Raw genomic sequence first — 19,526 nt, 5'->3', positions numbered from 1 at the left:
GATTCGCCAACCCACCGTGGAGCCCTCATGAGCACCCTGTCCCCCACCCTGGAACTCGCCTGCGAGCTGATTCGCCGTCCCTCGGTCACGCCGCTGGACGAGGGCTGTCAGGAGCTGATGATGCGTCGCCTGGAAGCCTGTGGCTTCGCCGTCGAGCCGATGCGCATCGCCGAGGTGGACAACTTCTGGGCGCGGCGCGGCGGCGAAGGCCCGGTGCTTTGCTTCGCCGGCCATACCGACGTGGTGCCCACCGGCCCGGAGGCCAAGTGGCAGCTCAGTCCGTTCGAGGCGCAGATCGACGCCGACGGCATGCTCCGCGGCCGTGGCGCGGCGGACATGAAGGGCAGCCTGGCGTCGATGATCATCGCCGTCGAGCGCTTCGTGGCCAACCATCCGAACCATAAGGGCGCCATCGCCTTCCTGATCACCAGCGACGAGGAAGGCCCGGCCGAGCATGGCACCAAGGCGGTGGTGGAGCGCCTGCGCGCGCGTGGCGAGCGCCTGGACTGGTGCATCGTCGGTGAGCCCTCGAGCACCGAGCGCCTCGGCGACGTGGTGAAGAATGGCCGGCGCGGCTCGCTGGGCGCCGTACTCACCGTGCGCGGCAAGCAGGGCCATGTGGCCTACCCGCACCTGGCGCGCAATCCGATCCATCTGGCCGCCCCGGCGCTGGCCGAGCTGGCCGCCGAGCACTGGGACGACGGCAACGCCTTCTTCCCGCCGACCAGCTTCCAGATCTCCAACATCAACGGCGGCACCGGCGCCACCAACGTGATCCCCGGCGAGCTGCAGGTGGTGTTCAACTTCCGCTTCAGCACCGAATCCACCGAGGACGGCCTCAAGCAGCGCGTGGCAGCGATCCTCGACCGGCACGGCCTGGACTGGAGCATCGACTGGTCGCTGTCCGGCCTGCCGTTCCTCACCCAGCCGGGCGAACTGCTGGATGCCGTGGCGGCGAGCATTCGCGAGATCACCGGCCATGACACCACCCCGTCCACCAGCGGCGGCACCTCGGACGGGCGCTTCATCGCCACCCTGGGCACCCAGGTGGTCGAGCTGGGGCCGGTCAACGCCACCATTCACCAGATCGACGAGCGCGTGCTGGCCAGCGACCTGGATCTGCTCACCGAGGTCTACTACCAGACCCTGGTGAAACTGCTGGCGGCCTGACCATGCTGATCTGTCCCCTCTGCCAGGGCGCGCTGCACAACGTCGACAACGGCGTGGCCTGCCCGGCCGGCCACCGCTTCGATCGCGCCCGCCAGGGCTACCTGAACCTGCTGCCGGTACAGCACAAGAACAGCCGCGACCCCGGCGACAACCAGGCCATGGTGGAAGCACGCCGGCGCTTCCTGGACGGCGGCCACTACGCGCCGCTGGCCCGGCGCCTGGCGGAACTGGCGGCCGGCTACACGCCGCGCCGCTGGCTGGATATCGGCTGCGGCGAGGGCTACTACACCGGGCAGATCGCGGAAAAACTGCCCGAGGCCGACGGCTACGCGCTGGACATTTCCCGCGAGGCGGTCAAGCGTGCCTGCCGGCGTGCGCCGCAATCGACCTGGATGGTCGCCAGCATGGCCCGCGTGCCGCTCGCCGACGCCAGCTGCGACCTGCTGGCCAGCGTGTTCAGCCCGCTGGACTGGCTGGAAGCCCGCCGCCTGCTGGCGCCAGGCGGCGGCCTGCTGCGCATGGGGCCGACCCAGGAGCACCTGCTGGAGCTGCGCGCGCGCCTGTATGACGAGGTGCGCCCCTACGACGACGCCAAGCACCTGACGCAGATTCCGGACGGCATGGCGCTGGCCCACAGCGAGACCCTCGAATACCGCCTACGCCTGGGCGACGCCCAGGCCCGCGCCGATCTGCTCGCCATGACGCCCCACGGCTGGCGCGCCACCGCCGAGCGCCGCGCCGCCGTGGTGGACGCGCCGCTGGAGGTGACGGTGTCGATTCGCTATGACTGGATCACGCGCGGTTAGGCTGTTTTTGGTTTTAGTGGGGGCGGACTTGGCGGCGAGCTCTTGGTGCAGGCTGCGCCTGGCCGGTCGCACCTAGCCGGCCGCACCTAGCCGGCCGCCCCAAAGCTCGCGAATGAATTCGCTCCCTCGGGGTTCCGTGCAGGCCGCTGCTTGTTTGTGGGAGCGGACAGCCCGGTACAGACATCGCCGCAACAGGATAAACTCCGCCCACTTTCCGCCCTTCTTCAGGATCGCCCTTCATGCGCCAACCGGACATCGAGATCTATCTCAAGGACGCCGATCAGCAGGCCGTGACCGCCTGGCTGGAACAGGCCATCGGCCCCTGCACGCCCTGGCAACGCAAGGGGCAGACCTTCAAGTGCCTCAGCGGCGATATCGAGGTGACCTGGCTGCCGCAGGCGGTGGGCAAGTGGCACAGCCTGTACCTGGAAAGCGACGCCACGCCCTGGGCGGACGACCTCGCCTGCGCGCAGGCGGCCCATGCCGCGCTGGGCGTGGAAGTACGCTGCTCGCCGGGGAGCTGGGATGAGAAGCTGGGGGAGGAAGACGCCGACCGCTGGCTGCGGGTCAGCGACGAGGGCGTGACAGAGATTGCCTGGCGCACGGGCTGACGAAAGGATCGGCCGCCATCCGACGGCCCGACCCTGATGGAAGCACTGCTCGACACGCTTACAGCAAAAAGCCCGCCGGAGGGCGGGCTTTTTGCTTAGTCAGAGTGCGGCAACGTCTTCGGCCTGCAGGCCCTTCTGGCCCTGAATGACGGCGAACTCCACCTGCTGTCCCTCGGTCAGGGTGCGGTGACCTTCGCCACGAATGGCACGGTAGTGGACGAACACATCAGCGCCGCCCTCACGCTGGATGAATCCGTAGCCCTTGGCGTCGTTGAACCACTTGACGGTGCCCAATTCACGATTAGCCATCTTTACCACATCTCCAACTAAGCAATTTTTATTAGTAGGGGCCCCCTGGAATCCATCGAGGGGCCAGTGCGTTCCATGATGCCGGCGAGACTCAGCTCCCCACTGAAAGGCTTGCTCGCAGAGCGGACCGCCCGGGCAGTATAAAGAAACCGCCTGCTCTGAAAAGACCCCTTTTGGCCAACTTGCTGGCTCAATGCCTTGACTGCCGTTGCCCGCTGTAGGCAGCCAGTTCGCGTTCCAGCAAGGAAACTTGCCAGGATTCAAGTCGATACAGCCAACCGGCCCGTCCCCCCCACTGCGCCTCCGGCAGGCTGCTGCCCGGAGAAAGGGTCAGCCAGTGGAAGCTTCTGTGACGATAAACCGCACCGTCGACTCTTGCGCCCGCCTGGGTACGCAGGGTGAAGCGCAGCCGGGGGCGCTTGCTGAAGGCCAACTGGTCCTGAGGCACCACCTCGCTGAAACGCAGATCGGCGAAGACCGCCAGCAGCTCGTCGAGCGCCCGCGCATCCGGTACCTGCAGGCCAGGCAACTGCTCCAGGCGCATCGGCGCATCGCCGTGCCGGAAGAACACCAGCTGCGATCCGTTGGCCTTGTGCAACTGCAGTTCACGTATCTCGGCGGGCGGAACGGTGATCAGTCGGCGATCCAGCCAGTGCAACTCCTGCAGTGGCAACGGCAGCACGCCGTCCACCCGCCACGGCCGGAGCTCGTCTCCTCGATACAGCAGGCGTCCTTCCTGGCCGGCTTCGCTCGCCAGGTGGAGCGACTCCACGGCCTCGCCATGGCGCAAGGTGATGCGGATGTCGCGAGGCACTGCCTCGGCTGCCACGTGCTCGAGGGGTTGCGCGCTGGCCAGGGCGGCCAGAAAGGTCCGCACCAGTGTCGGGTCGGCCGGGTACCCGGCCTTGTCGACCAGTACCCAGCGTTCGTTCTCGCGCGCCAGGCGGACGGGTGGCAACCCTGCGCGGTGCACTTCCAGCCCATCCAGCTCCGCCAGCCGCGCCGTCCAGGACGACGCCGGCGCGGCAAGCGCGCCAAACGGTAGCAAGAGCGCGAGCGCCAGCCAGGGCTTCATCAGGCCCGCCGCCGACGCCAGAACCACACTGCCAGCGCACCGAGCGTCAGCAGCAGCGGCACCAGGGCGATATTGAGAAACTTCAGCGTCCGCCCCAGGGCTTCGATATCGGCGTTGAGCTGGTAATTCACCTCGCGCAGTTCCTTGCGGATACGCAGCTTCTCGTCGAGGAAGCGGCGGACCGCCGTTTCCTGTTCAGCGTTCAGTTCCAGCAGCTGTCCATCATCCGCCGGGCGCTGCAGCTCCGCCAGTTGGCGCTCAGTCTCCGCCAGGCGCTGCTGCAGGCGCTGTTCCTGTTCCAGGAAGCGCGTCTCCGCCTGGCGCTGCAACGTCTGCACCACCTCGAACGGGCGCTGGTAACGGCCGCGCGAACGCACGCTGATCAGGGCCGGGGAGCCGGCCAGGTTGTCCAGCGCGTTGACGACGAAGCCGGCATTGTCGGCAAACGGCTGCGGCACCCGCTGACCGAAGAACTGCTGCACCTGCACCCACAGGTGATCGCTGAGCAGGTCGGTATCCGCCACCAGGATCAGGTCGATGCGCCCGGCCTCCTGCAGGCCGTCCTTGCGACCTTCGATGCCTTCGAGATAGGCACTGCGCGCCGGCCCTTCGATGCGGGCGGCCAGCACCTTGCGCTGGCCGTCCGGTCGCAGGTCGCGCAGCAGCTCCTCGGGATTGCCCAGCACGCCCAGGCGTTTGGCGTCCACCGGCATGCTCAGCGGCGAGCTGCGCAGCAGTGGCGTGAAACGGGTGCTGGCGCCCGCCAGGGGTTCGAGCAGACCGGCGCTGGCCAGGTTGACCGCCTCCAGGCCGGCGGTGACCACATCCTCCGGATCCACTGCCTCGGACGGCAGGCTGACCCAGGCCGGATGGCGCACCGCACGGCCCGCGCCCATCCCTACGGTCATGCCGTAGCCGCCGTCGGCAAGGACCTGATCGGGTGCCAGGCGCACACCCCAGGCGGCCAGCAGCGGGTCGAGACTGGAGGCGCGCTCGATCTCCTCGCCCGGGAAGCCAGTGCCGGTATCCGCCTCGCTGTAGGGGTCGACGAACGCCAGCAGCTTGCCGCCGCGCAGCACGAACTGGTCGATGGCATACAGCGTCGGCTGCGACAGTTGCTTGGGGTGTACCAGCATGAGCACCGAGACATGCTCGGGGATCTCGTCGAGATCGGCGTCCAGGCTTTCGATGCGGAACAGCTGGCGGATCTCCTCCATGATCATCCAGGGCGCGGTGGGCTGGCGGGCCAGCATGTCGAAGCCGCCATTGAGCTGCAGCCCGGACAGCACACCCACCACCGGCAGCTCACGTCGCACAAGACCATGGATCAGCCGGCTGATCTCGTATTCGAGGAACGCCTCCTGATCCAGCGCGAAGAACGGAATGACCTGCCGGTCGCCGCGCGCATTGCTGGCCACCAGACCGAAATAGACCTGGTCGCCGGAGGTATTCAGCGGCACCGCCTGCAGGCCCGCCTGGGCCGCTTCGTCCTCCTGCTCGGAGAACGGCTGCGGATCGATCACCTGCAGGCTCAGCTTGCCATCGGCGGCACGCACGTATGTGCGTAGCAGTTCCTCGACACGCCGCGCCTGGTTGCGCAGCGCCGGCAGCTCGCCGGTGGCCTGGTCGGAATAGAACAGGCGCAGGGTCAGCGGCTCGTCGAGCGACGCGAGGATCTGCCGGGTACCCGGCGACAGGGTGTAGAGCTTCTGCTCGGTGAGATCCAGTCGCGCGCCGCTCAGCAGCGCGCCGGACAGGCCGTTGAAGAGCAGGAAGGCCACGGCGATGAGCAGCAGCCCGAGTCCGGAATACAGGATGCGTTTCATGGGTCAGTCCGCCTTCTTCAGATCGATCACCACCGCTGTCGCAGCCAGCCAGGCCGCAATGAAGCTGAGGAAATACAACAGGTCGCGCAGGTCGATCACGCCCTTGCTGATGGCGTCGAAACGCACCAGGAAGCTCAGCGAGGCCACCGCGTCGACCAGCCCCTGCGGCGCCCAGGCGCTGAACAGGTCGAGCACCATCGGGAAGCCGCTGACGATGAACAGGAAGCACACGCTGACCGCGAGGATGAAGGCGATCACCTGGTTGCGCGCCAGGGCCGACATGCAGCCGCCCACCGCCAGGTAGCTGCCGGCCAGCAGCCAGCTGCCCAGGTAGCCGGTGAGGATGGCGCCGTTGTCCGGCTCGCCCAGGTAGTTGACGGTCAGCACCATGGGGAAGGTCAGCAGCAGCGCCAACCCGGAGAACACCCAGGCGGCGAGGAACTTGCCGGCCACTGCCTCGGCACGACTGATCGGCAGGGTCATCAGCAGTTCGATGGTGCCGGACTTGCGCTCCTCGGCCCACAGGCGCATGGCGATGGCCGGGACCAGGAACAGGTACAGCCAGGGATGGAAACCGAAGAACACGGTGAGATCGGCCTGGTTGCGCTCATAGAAACCGCCCAGGTAGAAGGTGAACACCCCGGACAGCACCAGGAAGATCATCAGGAACACATAGGCCAGCGGCGTGGCGAAATAGCTGGCCAGCTCACGCTTGAAGATCACCGACAACTGCCTCATGCCGCCTCTCCCCGGGTCAGGTTGCGGAACACTTCATCCAGCCGGCCGCGCTCGACGTCCAGCTCGCGCACCGCCCAGCCGCGCTGGCGGATCAGCTCGCTGACCTGCGGGTAGATCACCTGCCCCGGCGCGGCCAGCAGCGTCAGGCTGTGCTCGCGGGCGTTGCGCTCGATGCCCGCCACGCCGGGCAGCGCGCGCAGCGCCTCGCTGTCCAGCGCCTCATCGCTGACCAGGGTCACCGCCTGGTGATAGCGGGAGCGACGTTCCAGGGCCAGCGGCGTGTCGTCGGCCACCAGCCGGCCGTTGGCAATCACCACCGCGCGGGAGCACAGGGCGCCGACTTCTTCGAGGATGTGGGTGGAGATGATGACAATCTTGTCCGCCGCCAGTCCGCGGATCAGCTCGCGCACCTGGTGTTTCTGGTTGGGGTCCAGCCCGTCGGTGGGTTCGTCGAGGATCAGCACCTGCGGATCATGGAGGATTGCCTGGGCCAGCCCGACGCGGCGCTTGAAGCCCTTGGACAGCGTGTCGATGGTCTGACCCAGGACACGATCGAGCTCAAGTTGCTCGACCACGCGGGCGACCCGCCGACGCTGCTCCTCGCCCCGGTAGCCGCGCACCTCGGCAATGAAGCCGAGGAAGGCGCCGACGCGCATGTCTTCGTAGCAGGGCGCGCCTTCCGGCAGGTAGCCGATCAGCCGCTGGGCCTGGCGGGTCTGGGTCTGGATATCGAAGCCCTGAATCAGGGCGGTGCCCGAGGTGGGCGCCAGGAAGCCGGTGAGCATCTTCATGGTGGTGGACTTGCCGGCCCCGTTGGGTCCGAGAAAGCCCAGTACCTCGCCGGGGCGCACGGTCAGGGACAGGGCGTCGACCGCCGTGTGCCGAGCGAAGCGCTTGGTCAATTGGCGCAGTTCGATCATGGCTTGATTAACCCTCCGTTGTCGCGGGTGCCAGGCGCCTGCGCGGCCCGTCACCCGTGCCTGCAAATGACGGCGGACTATAGAAGCAGCCCGGCGGCACTGGCAAGACGCCAGCGACCAGGCCGCGCGCCTGCCAAAGGTCATTGCGTTTCAGCGTTTTACGCTTTTCCACCGCCCCGCCATGGGGCACACTAGCGCCTCCCGAGCAATTGCTCGTTTGACCTGAATCCCGTATGCCCCGCCTTCCCTTTAGCCGTCTGGTTGTCGGCACCCTGCGTCGCCTGCTGTATCTCTGGGTTCGCTCCGAGACCATTGGCAAATCCGCCCTGACACTGGACCTCGATCGCAGCAAGCCGGTGTTCTACGTGCTGCAGAGTCCGTCCCTGAGCGACCTGATGGTGGTCGAGCAGGAATGCCGGAAGAATGCCCTGCCCCGTCCGCTGGCCCAGGTATCCATGGAGGGCCACCAGGAGCCGGAAGCCTGCTTCTTCCTCGACGCGCCGTCGCGCTGGCTCGGCCGGCGCAGCAAGCCGGTGATTGCACCCACCCTGACCCGCCTGGTCACCCTGGTCAGCCAGAACGCGCTGGCCGAGGCGCAGATCGTGCCGGTCAGCGTGTACTGGGGTCAGTCGCCGTCACGCGAAACCAGCCCGTGGAAACTGCTGTTCGCCGACAGCTGGGCGGTCACCGGGCGCTTGCGCAAGCTGCTGACCATCCTGTTCCTCGGCCGCAAGACCCGCGTGCAGTTCTCCGCGCCGATCCAGTTGCGCGAACTGGTCAGCCAGGGCAAGGGTGCCGAACGCACCCAGCGCATGGCCCACCGCATCCTGCGCGTGCATTTCCGCAACCAGAAGGCCGCCGTGATCGGCCCGGACATCTCGCACCGGCGCAACCTGGTCAAGGGCCTGGTGCATGCGCCGCTGGTACGCGAGGCCATCGCCGCCGAAGCCGAACGCGACGGCATCAGCCTGGAAAAGGCCGAGGCCCGCGCCCTGCGCTATGGCAACGAGATCGCTTCCGACTACGCCTACACCGCCATCCGCTTCCTGGAGCTGGTGCTGACCTGGTTCTGGAACAAGATCTACGACGGCGTACAGGTCAACAACGTGGACGGCGTGAAGCACATCGCCCACGGCCACGAGATCATCTATGTGCCCTGCCACCGCAGCCACATCGACTACCTGCTGCTCTCCTACCTGCTGTTCCGCAACGGCCTGAGCACCCCGCACATCGCCGCCGGCATCAACCTCAACATGCCGGTGATCGGCGGACTGCTGCGCCGCGGCGGCGCCTTCTTCATGCGCCGCACCTTCAAGGGCAACCCGCTGTACACGGCGGTGTTCAACGAGTACCTGCACACCCTGTTCAGCCGGGGCTTCCCGGTGGAGTACTTCGTCGAGGGCGGCCGCTCGCGCACCGGGCGCACCCTGCAGCCGAAGACCGGCATGCTGGCCATCACCCTGCGCAGCTTCCTGCGCTCCAGCCGCCTGCCGATCGCCTTCGTGCCGGTGTACATCGGCTACGAGCGCGTACTGGAGGGCCGCACCTACCTGGGCGAGCTGCGCGGCGCGGCGAAGAAGAAGGAGTCCATCGGCGACCTGTTCCGCGTACTCGGCGCGCTGCGCCAGCGTTTCGGCCAGGTGTCGGTGAACTTCGGCGAGCCGATCCGTCTGGCCGAGTTCCTCGACCGCCGGCAGCCGGACTGGCGCCAGAACAGCGGCGGGCCGGACTACCGTCCCGAATGGCTGAACGGCGTGACCAACCAGCTGGGCACCGAGGTGGCGCGCCACATCAACGAGGCGGCGGCGATCAACCCGGTCAACCTGGTGGCCATGGTCATGCTCTCCACCAGCAAGCTGGCCATCGACCGTCCCGGCCTGGCCAGCATACTGGAGGCCTACCAGACGCTGCTGCGCCAGGTGCCCTACTCGCCGCACACCACCGTGCCGCAGGGCAATGGCGAGGCGCTGATCCAGCATGTGCTGGACATGGCATTGATCGACAGCCAGCGCGATGCGCTCGGCGAGATCATCTACCTGAACGAACAGCACGCGGTGCTGATGACCTACTACCGCAACAACGTGCTGCACATCTTCGCCCTGCCCGCCCTGCTGGCCAGCTTCTTCCAGAACAGCGGACGCATCAGCCGCGAGCAGATCCTGCGCTACACCCGCGCGCAGTACCCGTACCTGCAGGCGGAGCTGTTCATCCGTTTCGAGGCCGAGGAGCTGGAGGCGGCGGTCGACCGGTGGCTGGACGCCTTTGTCGACATGCAGCTGCTGCGCCGCGAGGATGATGTGTTCATTCGCCCGGCGCCCAGTTCCGGACAATTCGTGCTGCTCACCCTGCTGTCGCGCTCGATCGTGCAGACCCTGCAGCGCTTCTACATGACCATCGCGCTGATCCTCGACCACCCGCAGCAGTCGCTGACGGCCGAGGAGCTGGAAAGCCTGTGCTCGGTCATGGCCCAGCGCCTGTCGATCCTGCATGGGCTGAACGCCCCGGAGTTCTTCGACAAGACGCTGTTCCGCCACTTCATCGCCACGCTGCTGGAGCAGGGTGTGCTGCGCACCGACGCCGAGGGCAAGCTCAGCCACCATCCCAAGCTGGGCGAGCTGGTGGAAAGCGTCGCCAAGCGCGTGCTGCCCGCCGAGGTGCGCCTGTCGATCCGCCAGGTCACCCTGGATCGCCAGCGCAGTCCGCAGCCGGACAGCGTCGAGCCGTAACCCTGCCTCCCCTCTCCCTTCATGGGAGAGGGGGACAGGAACCGCGCTCAGCCGCCTTCACAGCGGCAATTTCCCCTGCTCGCCGCGCTGCCGCGCAGCCTCGTTGAGCAGACGCCCCTGCCCTTCGCGGTAGCTCAGGCGGCCTTCGAACAGCCGCGCCGGTGCGGTGTAGGGGTGCTCGGTGGCCGGCTGCTCGCCAAGGATGTGCAGCACCTGGAATCCCCGCACCTGCAACACATCCGCCACCAGCGAACGGTGACAGCGCCACCAGAGCACCTCGGCGCACATCAGCACGGTGCGCTTGCGCGCGAGCAGCGCCAGCAGCCGTGCCAGACCCGTGGCGAATTCATCGCTGGCCAGGTGATCCGCATAGCCGCGAAACGCGCTGTTGCGCCAGGCGTCGTTGGGCGAGTCCGGCGACGGCCGGCGCCGCCCGCCCAGTTCTTCGAACCACTGATATTCGATGCCCCGCTCGGCCAGCCGTTGCGCCAGCGCCTCGGCGCCGAACTGCGGCCAGCGCCGCGAGCCGGGAAAGCGCCGCACATCGGCCAACGCCTCGATGCCGTGCCGTTCCAGAAGGGCCAGGAAGCGCTCCGCCGGCAGGTTGGAATGGCCGATGGTCCAGACGCGGCCCGGCATCAGTCGTCGAGCCGGGTCAGCGCGTCTTCCTTGTGCATGGCGACGTGCTCGGTCTTGTCGCTCTGGATCTCGTATTGCGGGTGCTCCGCGCTGGCATGGCGGGGGTGGCCCTTGTACGTGGTGTCGCGAGTGTGCACGCGAGTGATCCGCCCGCTTACCCGGCCGGCCTCGGAGTTCCAGCTGACGTGGTCGCCGACTTTGAATCGGGGTGGCATGACTCTCTCCTCCCATTGGCTGCTCGGCGGGAAATCGCTGCGCGAGTTTCCCCACCCTACGGGGCTCTCGCTCTGGTCCGCCGTGCCGGCGGGTTGGTGGCCAACGTGACGTTGACCACCCTACGACCCGCCATCCGCCACGAAGTTGAGCCTCAGCGCTTGGCGGCCCGGGCACGCAGCACCAGCGCCACGCCGCCCAGCACCGCTACGGAGACCAGCGCCAGGCGCGGCGTGAAAGGTTCGGCCAGCAACAGGCTGCCGCCCAACGCGGCGAGGATCGGCACGCTGAGCTGCACGGTGCCGGCCTGCACGGCGGTCAGCCCGCGCAGCGCGCTGTACCAGATGGCATAGCAGACACCCGAGGCCAGGGCGCCGGACAGCACCGCGTAAAACAGTCCCATGGCATCCCAACGCGCATCGGCCAGCAGCACGATGCTCAAGACCAGCGCCAGCGGCGTGGCGCGCAGGAAGTTGCCAGCGGTGGCCGCCAGCGGATCGCTGGTACCCTGCCCGCGCAGCGAATACAGCGCCCAGGCCAGACCAGAACCCAGCATCAGCAGCGCGGCGAGCGGATCGGGGGCACTGGCGCCCGGCAACAACAGCACCAACAGACCACCGATCACCAGCACCAGCCCCGCCGCCTGCCAGCGGCCGAGACGCTCGCCGCGCCGCCAGGCGGCCGCCAGCATGCCGAGCTGCACGGCGCCGAACAGCAGCAGCGCGCCGCTGGCGGTATCCAGTTGCACATAGGCGAAGGAGAAGGCGGCGGCATAGACGAACAACGCCAGGGCCGAAGGCCAGCTGCCCTCGGGGCGCCGCCGCCCAACGCTGACCAGCAGCCAGAGCATCATCGCGCCGGAGAGCAAGCGCACACTGGTGAAGGTGGCGGCATCCAGCGCGCCGCTCTTCAGCGCCACCCGACAGAGCAGGGAGTTGCCGGCGAAGCCGAGCATGGCCAGCAGGGTGAGCAGCAGGATACGGGGCGCGGGCATGGGAGACTCCTTTCGTCGGACAGCCATGGTACCGCTGTGGAAGCGAATGCATTCGCGAGCTTTTCGGAAAACCCCCGCCCAGCTCGCGGACCCGCCCGCTCCCACAGAAAAGCCTCAGCCCGCCCTCGCGCCCTCATCCTTGCGCACCCGGAACCAGGCCGCATACAGCGCCGGCAGGAACAGCAGGGTCAGCACGGTGGCGACGATCAGCCCGCCCATGATGGCCACGGCCATCGGCCCGAAGAACACGCTGCGCGACAGAGGGATCATCGCCAGCACCGCCGCCAGGGCGGTCAGCACGATGGGCCGGAAGCGGCGCACGGTGGCCTCGATGATCGCATTCCAGCGCTCATGCCCTGCGGCGATGTCCTGCTCGATCTGGTCGATGAGGATCACCGAGTTGCGCATGATCATCCCGGACAGGGCGATGGTCCCAAGCATGGCGACGAAGCCAAACGGTTGCTGGAACACCAGCAGGAACAGGGTGACGCCGATCAATCCCAGCGGCGCGGTGAGGAATACCATCAGCGAGCGCGAGAAGCTGCGCAGCTGCAGCATCAGCAGGCTCAGCACCACCACCACGAACAGCGGCAGGCCGGCGTTCACCGATTTCTGGCCGCGCGCGGAATCCTCCACGGTGCCGCCGACTTCCAGCAGGTAGCCGTCGGGCAGGCTGGCGCGCACCTCGTCCAGCGCCGGACGGATCTGGCCGATCAGCGTGGCCGGCTGCTCCTCGCCGTAGATGTCGGCGCGCACGGTCACCGTGGGCAGGCGATTGCGGTGCCAGATCACCCCTTCCTCGAAGCCGTACTCCAGGGTCGCCACCTGGGACAGTGGCACGCTCTGGCCGCTGTCGGTGGGCACCGCCAGGCTGGGCAGCAGGCTCAGGCTGCGGCGGTCTTCCTCGCCACCGCGAACCAGGATCTCGATCAGCTCGTTGCCCTCGCGGTACTGGCTGACCCGCGTGCCCGACAGCGAGGCCTGCAGGAAGCGCGACAGCTCGGCGGTGTTCACGCCCAGCGCGCGGGCGCGCTCCTGGTCAAGGTCAAGGTGGATGACCTTGCTCGGCTCCTCCCAATCCAGGTGCACGTTGGCCACGTGGGGGTTGGCGCGCACCCGGGCGGCGACTTCGCGGGCCAGGCGGCGCACCTCGTCGATGTGCTCGCCGCTGACGCGGTACTGGATCGGGTAGCCCACCGGCGGGCCGTTCTCCAGGCGCGACACGCGGCTGCGCAGGCTCGGGAACTGCTGGGCCAGGGTCTGGATCAGCCAGGCACGCACCGACTCGCGTGACTCAATGCTGTCGGTCAGCACCACGAACTGGGCGAAGCTGGTGGCCGGTAGCTGTTGATCCAGCGGCAGGTAGAAGCGCGGCGAACCGCTGCCTACGTAGGCGGTGTAGTTGTCGATGCCCGGCTGCTCGGCGAGCAGTGTCTCCAGCCGCGCCACCTCGTCCTCGGTGGCGCGCAACGAGGCGCCCTCGGCCAGCTTGATGTCAACCATCAGTTCCAGGCGCGCCGACGGCGGGAAGAACTGCTGGGGCACCAGACGGAACAGCATCACCGAGGCAACGAAGGCCAGCAGGGTGAGCAGCATGACCGTCTTGCGGCGACGCACGCACCAGCCGACCACCCGGCGCACCCGCGAATAGAACGGCGTGGCATAGGGGTCATGGGCCTGGTTGCCATGCTTGGCGGCATGCAGCCTGGCCAGGTCCGGCAGCAGGCGATGGCCCAGCCAGGGCACGAACATCACGGCGGCGATCCAGGACACCAGCAGGGCGATGGCCACCACCTCGAAGATCGAGCGCGTGTACTCGCCGGTACTCGACTGCGCGGTGGCGATCGGCAGGAAACCGGCGGCGGTGATCAGCGTGCCGGTGAGCATCGGGAAGGCCGTGCTGGTCCAGGCGTAGCTGGCCGCCTTGAGCCGGTCGTAGCCCTGCTCCATCTTGATGGCCATCATCTCCACCGCGATGATCGCGTCGTCCACCAGCAGGCCCAGCGCCAGCACCAGGGCGCCCAGGGAGATCTTGTGCAGGCCGATGCCCAGGTAGTACATGCAGGCGAAGGTCATCGCCAGCACCAGCGGGATGGACAGCGCCACCACCAGGCCGGTGCGCAGGCCCAGCGAGAAGAAACTCACCAGCAGCACGATGATCACCGCCTCGGCCAGCACCCGGACGAACTCGCCGACCCCGGTGCGCACGGCGGCCGGCTGGTCGGACACCTTCCTCAGCTGCATGCCGGCCGGAAGGTTGGCCTGCAGCCGCGCGAACTCGCCTTCCAGCGCCTCGCCGAGCAGCAGGATGTTGCCGCCATCGCGCATGGACACAGCCAGGCCGATGGCGTCCTCGCCCATGAAACGCATGCGCGGCGCCGGCGGATCGCTGAAACCGCGATGCACCTCGGCCACGTCGCCGAGATGGAAGGTGCGGTCGCCGACACGGATCGGGAAGTCGCGGATCTGATCGACGCGTTCGAAGCGACCACTGACCCGCAGCTGGATGCGGTCGCTGGCGGTCTCGAAGAACCCGGCGGCGGCCACCGCGTTCTGCGCCTCCAGCGCCTGCTGCACGGCCGTCAGCGGCAGGCCGAGGGTGGCCAGCTTGGTGTTGGACAGCTCGATCCAGATCTTCTCGTCCTGCAGGCCGATCAGCTCGACCTTGCCGACGTCCTTGATCCGCTGCAGCTGCAGCTGGATGCGGTCGGCATAGTCCTTGAGCACCGCATAGTCGAAGCCGTCGCCGGTCAGCGCGTAGATGTTGCCGAAGGTGGTGCCGAACTCGTCGTTGAAGAACGGCCCGATGACGCCCTGGGGCAGGGTGTGGCGGATGTCGCCGATCTTCTTGCGCACCTGGTACCAGAGATCGGGGATTTCGCTGGAGCGCAGGGAGTCGCGGGCGATGAACGTCACCTGCGACTCGCCCGGCCGCGAGAAGGAGACGATGCGCTCGTAGGCGCCGGTCTCCATCAGCTTCTTCTCGATGCGTTCGGTGACCTGACGCGAGACTTCCTCGGCGCTGGCGCCCGGCCACTGGGTCTGGATGACCATGGCCTTGAAGGTGAACGGCGGGTCCTCGCTCTGACCGAGCTTGGTGTAGGACACGGCACCAACGATGCCGAGCAGGATCATCAGGTACAGGACGATCGAGCGGTTCTGCAATGCCCAGGCGGAGAGGTTGAAATTCATGGCGACCTACTCCGCGCGCGTCAGCTGGACCGGTCGGTTGTCGCGATTGACCGGGCGCACCTTCTGGCCTTCACGCAGCACCTGCACGCCGGCAGCCACCACCCATTCGTCGGCACTGAGCCCTTCGAGCACCGGCACCTGGGATTCGCCGTAGGGCCCGACGCGGACCAGTCGGCGCTGCAAGGTCTGTGTGGCCGGGTCGACCACCCACACGAAGGGCTCGCCACCTTCGGCGGACAGCGCCGAGAGCGGCACCGCCAGGGGCACGCTATCGGCATGGCTGATCAGCACGCGGGCGCTCTGCCCGAGCTCGGCCGGCACGCCGTTCTCCTGGAAAGCCACCCGCGCGGCGAAGGTGCGCGACTGGGGATCGGCGGCCGGGGCCAGTTCGCGAATCTGGCCGGTGAAGCGGCGACCCGGTTGCGACCAGAGCTCCACCGCGACCTCCTGGCCGATGCGGAAACGCTCCAGCGCCTGTTCCGGCAAGCTGATGGCCACCTCGCGTTCGCCATCGGCGGCCAGGGTGAACACCGTCTGCCCGGCGGCCACCACCTGCCCCACTTCGATGCGGCGGCTGGCGATCACGCCATCCTGCGGGGCACGCAGCACGGCGTAGGTGGCCTGGTTGCGCGCCACGTCGTACTGGGCGCGGACCTGCTGGAACTGGGCTTCGGCGGAACGATAGGTGTTGTCCGCGCTGTCGAAGTGCGAACGGCTGACCAGTTGGCGCTCCAGCAGGGTCTGGTAGCGGTCGCGCTCGGCGCGCGCCAGGTTCAGGTTGGCCTCGGCGGCGGCCATTTGCGCGCGCACCGCTTCCAGTTGCAGGCGCACGTCCTGGGGATCGAGCTCGGCCAACGGCTGGTCCTTCTTCACGCGCTCGCCGACTTCCACCAGACGCTTGGCCACCTTGCCGCCGATGCGGAAGGCCAGCTCGGGCTCGAAGCGCGCGCGCACCTCGCCGGGAAAGGTTTCCAGCAGCGCGGCGGCCGGCTGCGGCTGTACCACCATGGCCGGACGCGGCGGCGTTTCGACCTCCTGGCCGTTGCCGCAGGCACCGAGCAGCGCTATCAGGGAAAAAGGCAGGGCGAGGGACAGGACATGACGGAGCATGGTGGATCCTTTCACGCATGGCGTTGGATTTGTTGTGCCGCGCATAGTAGAAATACTGAACTTCCCAGTCCAGTAACTTCCGCATGACCTCAACGACCCCCGGGCCAGGGCGCCCCAAAGACCCCGCCAAGCGCCAGGCTATTCTCGAGGCCGCCAAGGCGCAGTTCCTCAGTCACGGTTACGAAGGCAGCAGCATGGAGGCCATCGCCCGCGAAGCCGGAGTCTCCAAGCTCACCGTGTACAGCCACTTCAGTGACAAGGACACCCTGTTCCTCGAAGCGGTGAAGGCCAAGTGCGAAGAGCAGCTGCCGCAGCTGTTCAACCACCGGGACGCACAAGGCCCCATCGACGATCAGCTGCTGAACATCGCACGTGCGTTCCTGGCGCTGATCAACAGCCCGGAATCCCTGGCCATGCACCGCCTGATGTTCGGCCTGGCACATGCCAATCCGCCCCTGGTGCAGCTGTTCTATGACGCCGGGCCTGGACGAATCCTAGGCGAGCTGGAGCGGTTCCTGCGCCAAGCCGACCACCGCGGCCAACTGCGCATTGCCCAGCCGCGCGCCGCCGCCGAGCACTTCTGCGCCCTGCTCAAGGGCGGGCACAACTTCCGCTTGCTGATCGGCCTGGCCCAGGCGCAGTCTGCCGAGGAGGCCGAGCGGCATGTGCAGGAAGTGGTCGGACTGTTCGTGCGTGCCCATCGGCTCTAGCCGGCAGGCGGTTTTATCACGCGTTCCATTGAGCTGGATCGATGTCGCGTCACCGGGGAGCGGCTAGCCTGCTCCAACTATCAGCCCTGGAGTCTTCCCATGGCACGTCTGGACAACAAGGTCGCCCTGATCACCGGCGCAGCGAGCGGCATCGGCCGCGCCACGGCTGAGCGTTTCGCCGTCGAGGGCGCGCGGGTGGTGATTGCCGATGTACAGGAAGAGCTGGGCCGGCAGGCCGCCGATGCGATCACCGCCAAGGGTGGCGTGGCGGTCTACAAGCACCTGGACGTCTCCAGCGAAGACGACTGGCAACGGGTGGTGGCCGAAACGGTGGCCGAATTCGGCCGGCTGGATGTGCTGGTCAACAACGCCGGCATCGGCGATTCAGGGCTGATCGAGGACACCGACCTGGCCACCTACGAACGCGTCATCGCCATTACCCAGACCTCGGTGTTCCTTGGCCACAAGGCCGCCTCCGCGGCGCTCAAGACCAGCGGCAACGGCGCCGTGATCAACGTCAGCTCCATGTTCGGCATTGTCGGCGGCTTCGGCTCCTCGCCGGCCTACCACGCCGCCAAGGGTGCGGTGCGTCTGCTCACCAAGAGCACCGCGCTGGCCTGGGCCAAGGAAGGCGTGCGGGTCAATTCGGTGCATCCGGGCTTCGTCGACACCCCGATCCTCGGCGAGACCGACCGGCAGATGCTCGCCGAGGCCACGCCCATGGGCCGCATCGCCGCGCCGGAGGAACTGACCGGGGTGATGGTGTTCCTGGCCTCGGACGAAGCCTCTTTCATCACCGGCGCCGAGTTCGTGGTGGACGGCGGGTACACGGCACGCTAAGCCCCGACCATTCTGTTGGGCGGCTGGCTCCCCAACCTCGGTGGCCAGAATCGTAGGGTGGACAACGTTTTTCCTTGTCCACCGTGCGCGCGCCCGGCGGCCAAATACAACGTAGACCGCCCTACCCAAGGTCCGCCGCCCCCTACCCCAGCTTCTTCAGCGCATAGATGTCGTAGCGGCTGGACTTGCCTTCCAGGCTGTAGCCCGGCTTCGGCCCGTCGATGATCGGCGCCTTGCGCGGGCGCTTGACCACCACGCGATGGCTAGCCAGCGCCAGGGCGGCTTCCAGCAGCGCCGGCGCGTCCAGATCGTCGCCGACCAGCGGGCGGAACAGGCGCATCTCCTTCTTCACCAGCGCGCTCTTGTCGCGGTGGGGAAACATCGGGTCCAGGTAGATGACCTGGGGCCGCTCGCCCGCCCACTGGCGCATCAGCTCGATGGCGTTGCCGGTCAGCAGGCGCATGCGCGCGGTGATGTCGGCAACATCCGGCGCCCGCGCGGCGCGCGCCAGGCCGTCCTCCAGCAGCGCGGCGATCACCGGCTGACGCTCGATCAGTTGCACCTCGCAACCCAGCGTGGCCAGCACGAACGCGTCGCGCCCCAGTCCGGCGGTGGCGTCCAGGATGCGCGGGCGGATGCCGGCCTGCACGCCGACCGCCTTGGCGATCATCTGCCCGCTACCGCCGCCGTACAGCCGCCGGTGCGCCGCCGCGCCTTCGACGAAATCCACGCGCACCGGCCCCGGCGCGCCGGGGCCGAGTTCGGCCAGCTGCAGTCCCGCCTCGCCCAACTGCAGGGCGAACAAGGCCTCCTGGTTCATCGGCAGGTTCAGCCGCGCCGCCCACTGGCGGGCCGCCTGGTCGAAGCGGGGTTCAAGAGCCTGGACACACAACAGGGATTCGGACATGGCATTGGCGAAGCAGGAAAAAGGGCCGGGCATTGTGCCAGAGCTCGGGGGCTCAGCGGCACACGCCGAACCCGCCAACCTCCAGATGGAAATGATCCTGGTGCGCGGTGTCGTACTCCGGTCCCAGCACCGCCTGGAAATGCTGGCAGGCCGCATCCCGCACCGCGCGCAGGAAGCGCGCCTCGGTCCCCTCGCTCCGCCAGTGCCCCGCCACATTGACGCTGCGGCCATCCGCCAGGCGGAAGGCCCCGACGTCAAGCGCATCGGCGCTGGCGTGCCGGCTCCACCGCTGGCTCCCGCCGATCCTGCGGCAGGCGAAGCTGCCAAAGTGCTCGACGCGCACCACCGACTGGCCAAGGATCTCCCGGGCCAGCGGCTGCAGGTCGTGGTGTTCGAACAGCGCATAGGACACCGCCAACGGACAGGTGGCCAGGAAGCTGGCGCTGAAAGCGGCATGGCCGGCGCGCACCCGCACGACGTTGCGCAGCGGGCAGTCGCTGTCCAGCCGGCTGTCCGGCTGACTGACGTAGTCCAGCTGCGAGCTGGCCAGCACCTGCGCGCACAGCGCCGGATCACGGCGCAACCGCCAGAGCCGCCAGCCGCTCAGCCAGTCGGGCGGCGCGCGCACCTCCAGCGGGGTGCGGGGATCCCAGCGCGGCGGCAACTCCAGCCAGCCTCGCTGCACGCCCAGCGCCAGCCCCAGCACCGCGACCAACACCGCCAGCAGCAGCCAGCGCACC

Annotated in this window: 18 protein-coding genes; 6 read left to right on the top strand and 12 right to left on the bottom strand. The window is 67.9% G+C overall.

The genetic code is table 11. From position 1 onward, the window contains the following. The first annotated feature begins 27 nt into the window (after positions 1–27). From dapE to PT85_RS06420, 3 genes are all read left to right on the top strand, one after another. A complete protein-coding gene (gene dapE / locus PT85_RS06430) occupies positions 28–1,170 on the top strand; it encodes a succinyl-diaminopimelate desuccinylase (RefSeq protein ID WP_027589233.1) in 1,143 nt (380 codons plus the stop codon). A 2-nt stretch (positions 1,171–1,172) separates the two neighbouring features. Next, the gene (locus PT85_RS06425; RefSeq protein WP_039560570.1) at positions 1,173–1,976 is read left to right on the top strand and encodes a putative RNA methyltransferase; all 804 of its coding nucleotides are present in this window, start codon (positions 1,173–1,175) and stop codon (positions 1,974–1,976) included. A 239-nt stretch (positions 1,977–2,215) separates the two neighbouring features. After that, the gene (locus PT85_RS06420) at positions 2,216–2,587 is read left to right on the top strand and encodes a hypothetical protein (RefSeq protein ID WP_039560571.1); all 372 of its coding nucleotides are present in this window, start codon (positions 2,216–2,218) and stop codon (positions 2,585–2,587) included. 99 nt (positions 2,588–2,686) lie between these two features. Here the strand turns inward: PT85_RS06420 and PT85_RS06415 are convergent, their stop codons facing one another. The 5 genes from PT85_RS06415 to PT85_RS06395 all read right to left on the bottom strand — a co-directional run bounded on the left by PT85_RS06415 (position 2,687) and on the right by PT85_RS06395 (position 7,455). Continuing rightward, a complete protein-coding gene (locus PT85_RS06415; protein WP_027589236.1) occupies positions 2,687–2,896 on the bottom strand; it encodes a cold-shock protein in 210 nt (69 codons plus the stop codon). A gap of 190 nt (positions 2,897–3,086) precedes the next feature. Beyond that, a complete protein-coding gene (locus tag PT85_RS06410) occupies positions 3,087–3,971 on the bottom strand; it encodes a DUF4340 domain-containing protein (protein ID WP_139181984.1) in 885 nt (294 codons plus the stop codon). Further along, positions 3,971–5,797, bottom strand: a complete 1,827-nt coding sequence (locus tag PT85_RS06405) for a GldG family protein (protein WP_039606210.1) — start codon at positions 5,795–5,797, stop codon at positions 3,971–3,973. The genes PT85_RS06410 and PT85_RS06405 overlap by 1 nt, the downstream gene beginning before the upstream one ends. A gap of 3 nt (positions 5,798–5,800) precedes the next feature. Further along, a complete protein-coding gene (locus PT85_RS06400) occupies positions 5,801–6,535 on the bottom strand; it encodes an ABC transporter permease subunit (RefSeq protein ID WP_039606209.1) in 735 nt (244 codons plus the stop codon). Continuing rightward, positions 6,532–7,455, bottom strand: a complete 924-nt coding sequence (locus PT85_RS06395; RefSeq protein WP_039560580.1) for an ABC transporter ATP-binding protein — start codon at positions 7,453–7,455, stop codon at positions 6,532–6,534. The genes PT85_RS06400 and PT85_RS06395 overlap by 4 nt, the downstream gene beginning before the upstream one ends. A 233-nt stretch (positions 7,456–7,688) precedes the next feature. On the opposite strand from PT85_RS06395, the gene plsB reads away from it, so the two are divergent. Then, positions 7,689–10,181, top strand: a complete 2,493-nt coding sequence (gene plsB, locus PT85_RS06390) for a glycerol-3-phosphate 1-O-acyltransferase PlsB (protein WP_039606208.1) — start codon at positions 7,689–7,691, stop codon at positions 10,179–10,181. Between the two features lie 57 nt (positions 10,182–10,238). On the opposite strand, the gene PT85_RS06385 is transcribed toward plsB, so the two are convergent. From PT85_RS06385 to PT85_RS06365, 5 genes are all read right to left on the bottom strand, one after another. Further along, a complete protein-coding gene (locus PT85_RS06385; RefSeq protein WP_039606207.1) occupies positions 10,239–10,820 on the bottom strand; it encodes a DUF488 domain-containing protein in 582 nt (193 codons plus the stop codon). Further along, positions 10,820–11,035 (bottom strand): hypervirulence associated TUDOR domain-containing protein, encoded by a 216-nt coding sequence (locus PT85_RS06380; protein ID WP_027589243.1) that lies wholly within the window; start codon positions 11,033–11,035, stop codon positions 10,820–10,822. Before PT85_RS06380 ends, PT85_RS06385 begins: the two co-directional genes overlap by 1 nt. A gap of 152 nt (positions 11,036–11,187) precedes the next feature. Further along, complete coding sequence (locus PT85_RS06375) at positions 11,188–12,027, bottom strand: DMT family transporter (protein WP_039560583.1); 840 nt, start codon at positions 12,025–12,027, stop codon at positions 11,188–11,190. Positions 12,028–12,141: 114 nt separating this feature from the next. Continuing rightward, entirely contained in the window at positions 12,142–15,219 is a 3,078-nt protein-coding gene (locus tag PT85_RS06370) for an efflux RND transporter permease subunit (protein WP_027589815.1), read from the bottom strand. 6 nt (positions 15,220–15,225) lie between these two features. Then, entirely contained in the window at positions 15,226–16,329 is a 1,104-nt protein-coding gene (locus tag PT85_RS06365; protein WP_027589814.1) for an efflux RND transporter periplasmic adaptor subunit, read from the bottom strand. Between the two features lie 83 nt (positions 16,330–16,412). On the opposite strand from PT85_RS06365, the gene PT85_RS06360 reads away from it, so the two are divergent. Together PT85_RS06360 and PT85_RS06355 are read left to right on the top strand one after the other, a co-directional pair. After that, positions 16,413–17,039, top strand: a complete 627-nt coding sequence (locus PT85_RS06360; RefSeq protein WP_039560587.1) for a TetR/AcrR family transcriptional regulator — start codon at positions 16,413–16,415, stop codon at positions 17,037–17,039. Positions 17,040–17,138: 99 nt separating this feature from the next. Continuing rightward, complete coding sequence (locus tag PT85_RS06355) at positions 17,139–17,879, top strand: SDR family NAD(P)-dependent oxidoreductase (protein ID WP_039560588.1); 741 nt, start codon at positions 17,139–17,141, stop codon at positions 17,877–17,879. 142 nt (positions 17,880–18,021) lie between these two features. On the opposite strand, the gene PT85_RS06350 is transcribed toward PT85_RS06355, so the two are convergent. Beyond that, positions 18,022–18,786: a class I SAM-dependent methyltransferase gene (locus PT85_RS06350; RefSeq protein WP_039606380.1), complete on the bottom strand. Its 765-nt coding sequence runs from the start codon at positions 18,784–18,786 to the stop codon at positions 18,022–18,024. Positions 18,787–18,838: 52 nt separating this feature from the next. Next, complete coding sequence (locus PT85_RS06345) at positions 18,839–19,525, bottom strand: extensin-like domain-containing protein (RefSeq protein ID WP_039606206.1); 687 nt, start codon at positions 19,523–19,525, stop codon at positions 18,839–18,841. Position 19,526 lies beyond the last annotated feature (1 nt).

It is taken from the genome of Pseudomonas flexibilis, assembly GCF_000806415.1.
GTDB lineage: Bacteria > Pseudomonadota > Gammaproteobacteria > Pseudomonadales > Pseudomonadaceae > Serpens > Serpens flexibilis.
Note: the sequence above shows the minus strand (reverse complement) of the source record. Positions and strands in the feature narration are given on the sequence as shown.

What these genes read in the sequence shown, in the direction of transcription:
- dapE (WP_027589233.1), top strand. Translation starts at nt 28, where the DNA reads ATGAGCACCCTGTCCCCCACCCTGGAACTCGCCTGCGAGCTGATTCGC.
- PT85_RS06425 (WP_039560570.1), top strand. Translation starts at nt 1,173, where the DNA reads ATGCTGATCTGTCCCCTCTGCCAGGGCGCGCTGCACAACGTCGACAAC.
- PT85_RS06420 (WP_039560571.1), top strand. Translation starts at nt 2,216, where the DNA reads ATGCGCCAACCGGACATCGAGATCTATCTCAAGGACGCCGATCAGCAG.
- PT85_RS06415 (WP_027589236.1), bottom strand. Translation starts at nt 2,896, where the DNA reads ATGGCTAATCGTGAATTGGGCACCGTCAAGTGGTTCAACGACGCCAAG.
- PT85_RS06410 (WP_139181984.1), bottom strand. Translation starts at nt 3,971, where the DNA reads ATGAAGCCCTGGCTGGCGCTCGCGCTCTTGCTACCGTTTGGCGCGCTT.
- PT85_RS06405 (WP_039606210.1), bottom strand. Translation starts at nt 5,797, where the DNA reads ATGAAACGCATCCTGTATTCCGGACTCGGGCTGCTGCTCATCGCCGTG.
- PT85_RS06400 (WP_039606209.1), bottom strand. Translation starts at nt 6,535, where the DNA reads ATGAGGCAGTTGTCGGTGATCTTCAAGCGTGAGCTGGCCAGCTATTTC.
- PT85_RS06395 (WP_039560580.1), bottom strand. Translation starts at nt 7,455, where the DNA reads ATGATCGAACTGCGCCAATTGACCAAGCGCTTCGCTCGGCACACGGCG.
- plsB (WP_039606208.1), top strand. Translation starts at nt 7,689, where the DNA reads ATGCCCCGCCTTCCCTTTAGCCGTCTGGTTGTCGGCACCCTGCGTCGC.
- PT85_RS06385 (WP_039606207.1), bottom strand. Translation starts at nt 10,820, where the DNA reads ATGCCGGGCCGCGTCTGGACCATCGGCCATTCCAACCTGCCGGCGGAG.
- PT85_RS06380 (WP_027589243.1), bottom strand. Translation starts at nt 11,035, where the DNA reads ATGCCACCCCGATTCAAAGTCGGCGACCACGTCAGCTGGAACTCCGAG.
- PT85_RS06375 (WP_039560583.1), bottom strand. Translation starts at nt 12,027, where the DNA reads ATGCCCGCGCCCCGTATCCTGCTGCTCACCCTGCTGGCCATGCTCGGC.
- PT85_RS06370 (WP_027589815.1), bottom strand. Translation starts at nt 15,219, where the DNA reads ATGAATTTCAACCTCTCCGCCTGGGCATTGCAGAACCGCTCGATCGTC.
- PT85_RS06365 (WP_027589814.1), bottom strand. Translation starts at nt 16,329, where the DNA reads ATGCTCCGTCATGTCCTGTCCCTCGCCCTGCCTTTTTCCCTGATAGCG.
- PT85_RS06360 (WP_039560587.1), top strand. Translation starts at nt 16,413, where the DNA reads ATGACCTCAACGACCCCCGGGCCAGGGCGCCCCAAAGACCCCGCCAAG.
- PT85_RS06355 (WP_039560588.1), top strand. Translation starts at nt 17,139, where the DNA reads ATGGCACGTCTGGACAACAAGGTCGCCCTGATCACCGGCGCAGCGAGC.
- PT85_RS06350 (WP_039606380.1), bottom strand. Translation starts at nt 18,786, where the DNA reads ATGTCCGAATCCCTGTTGTGTGTCCAGGCTCTTGAACCCCGCTTCGAC.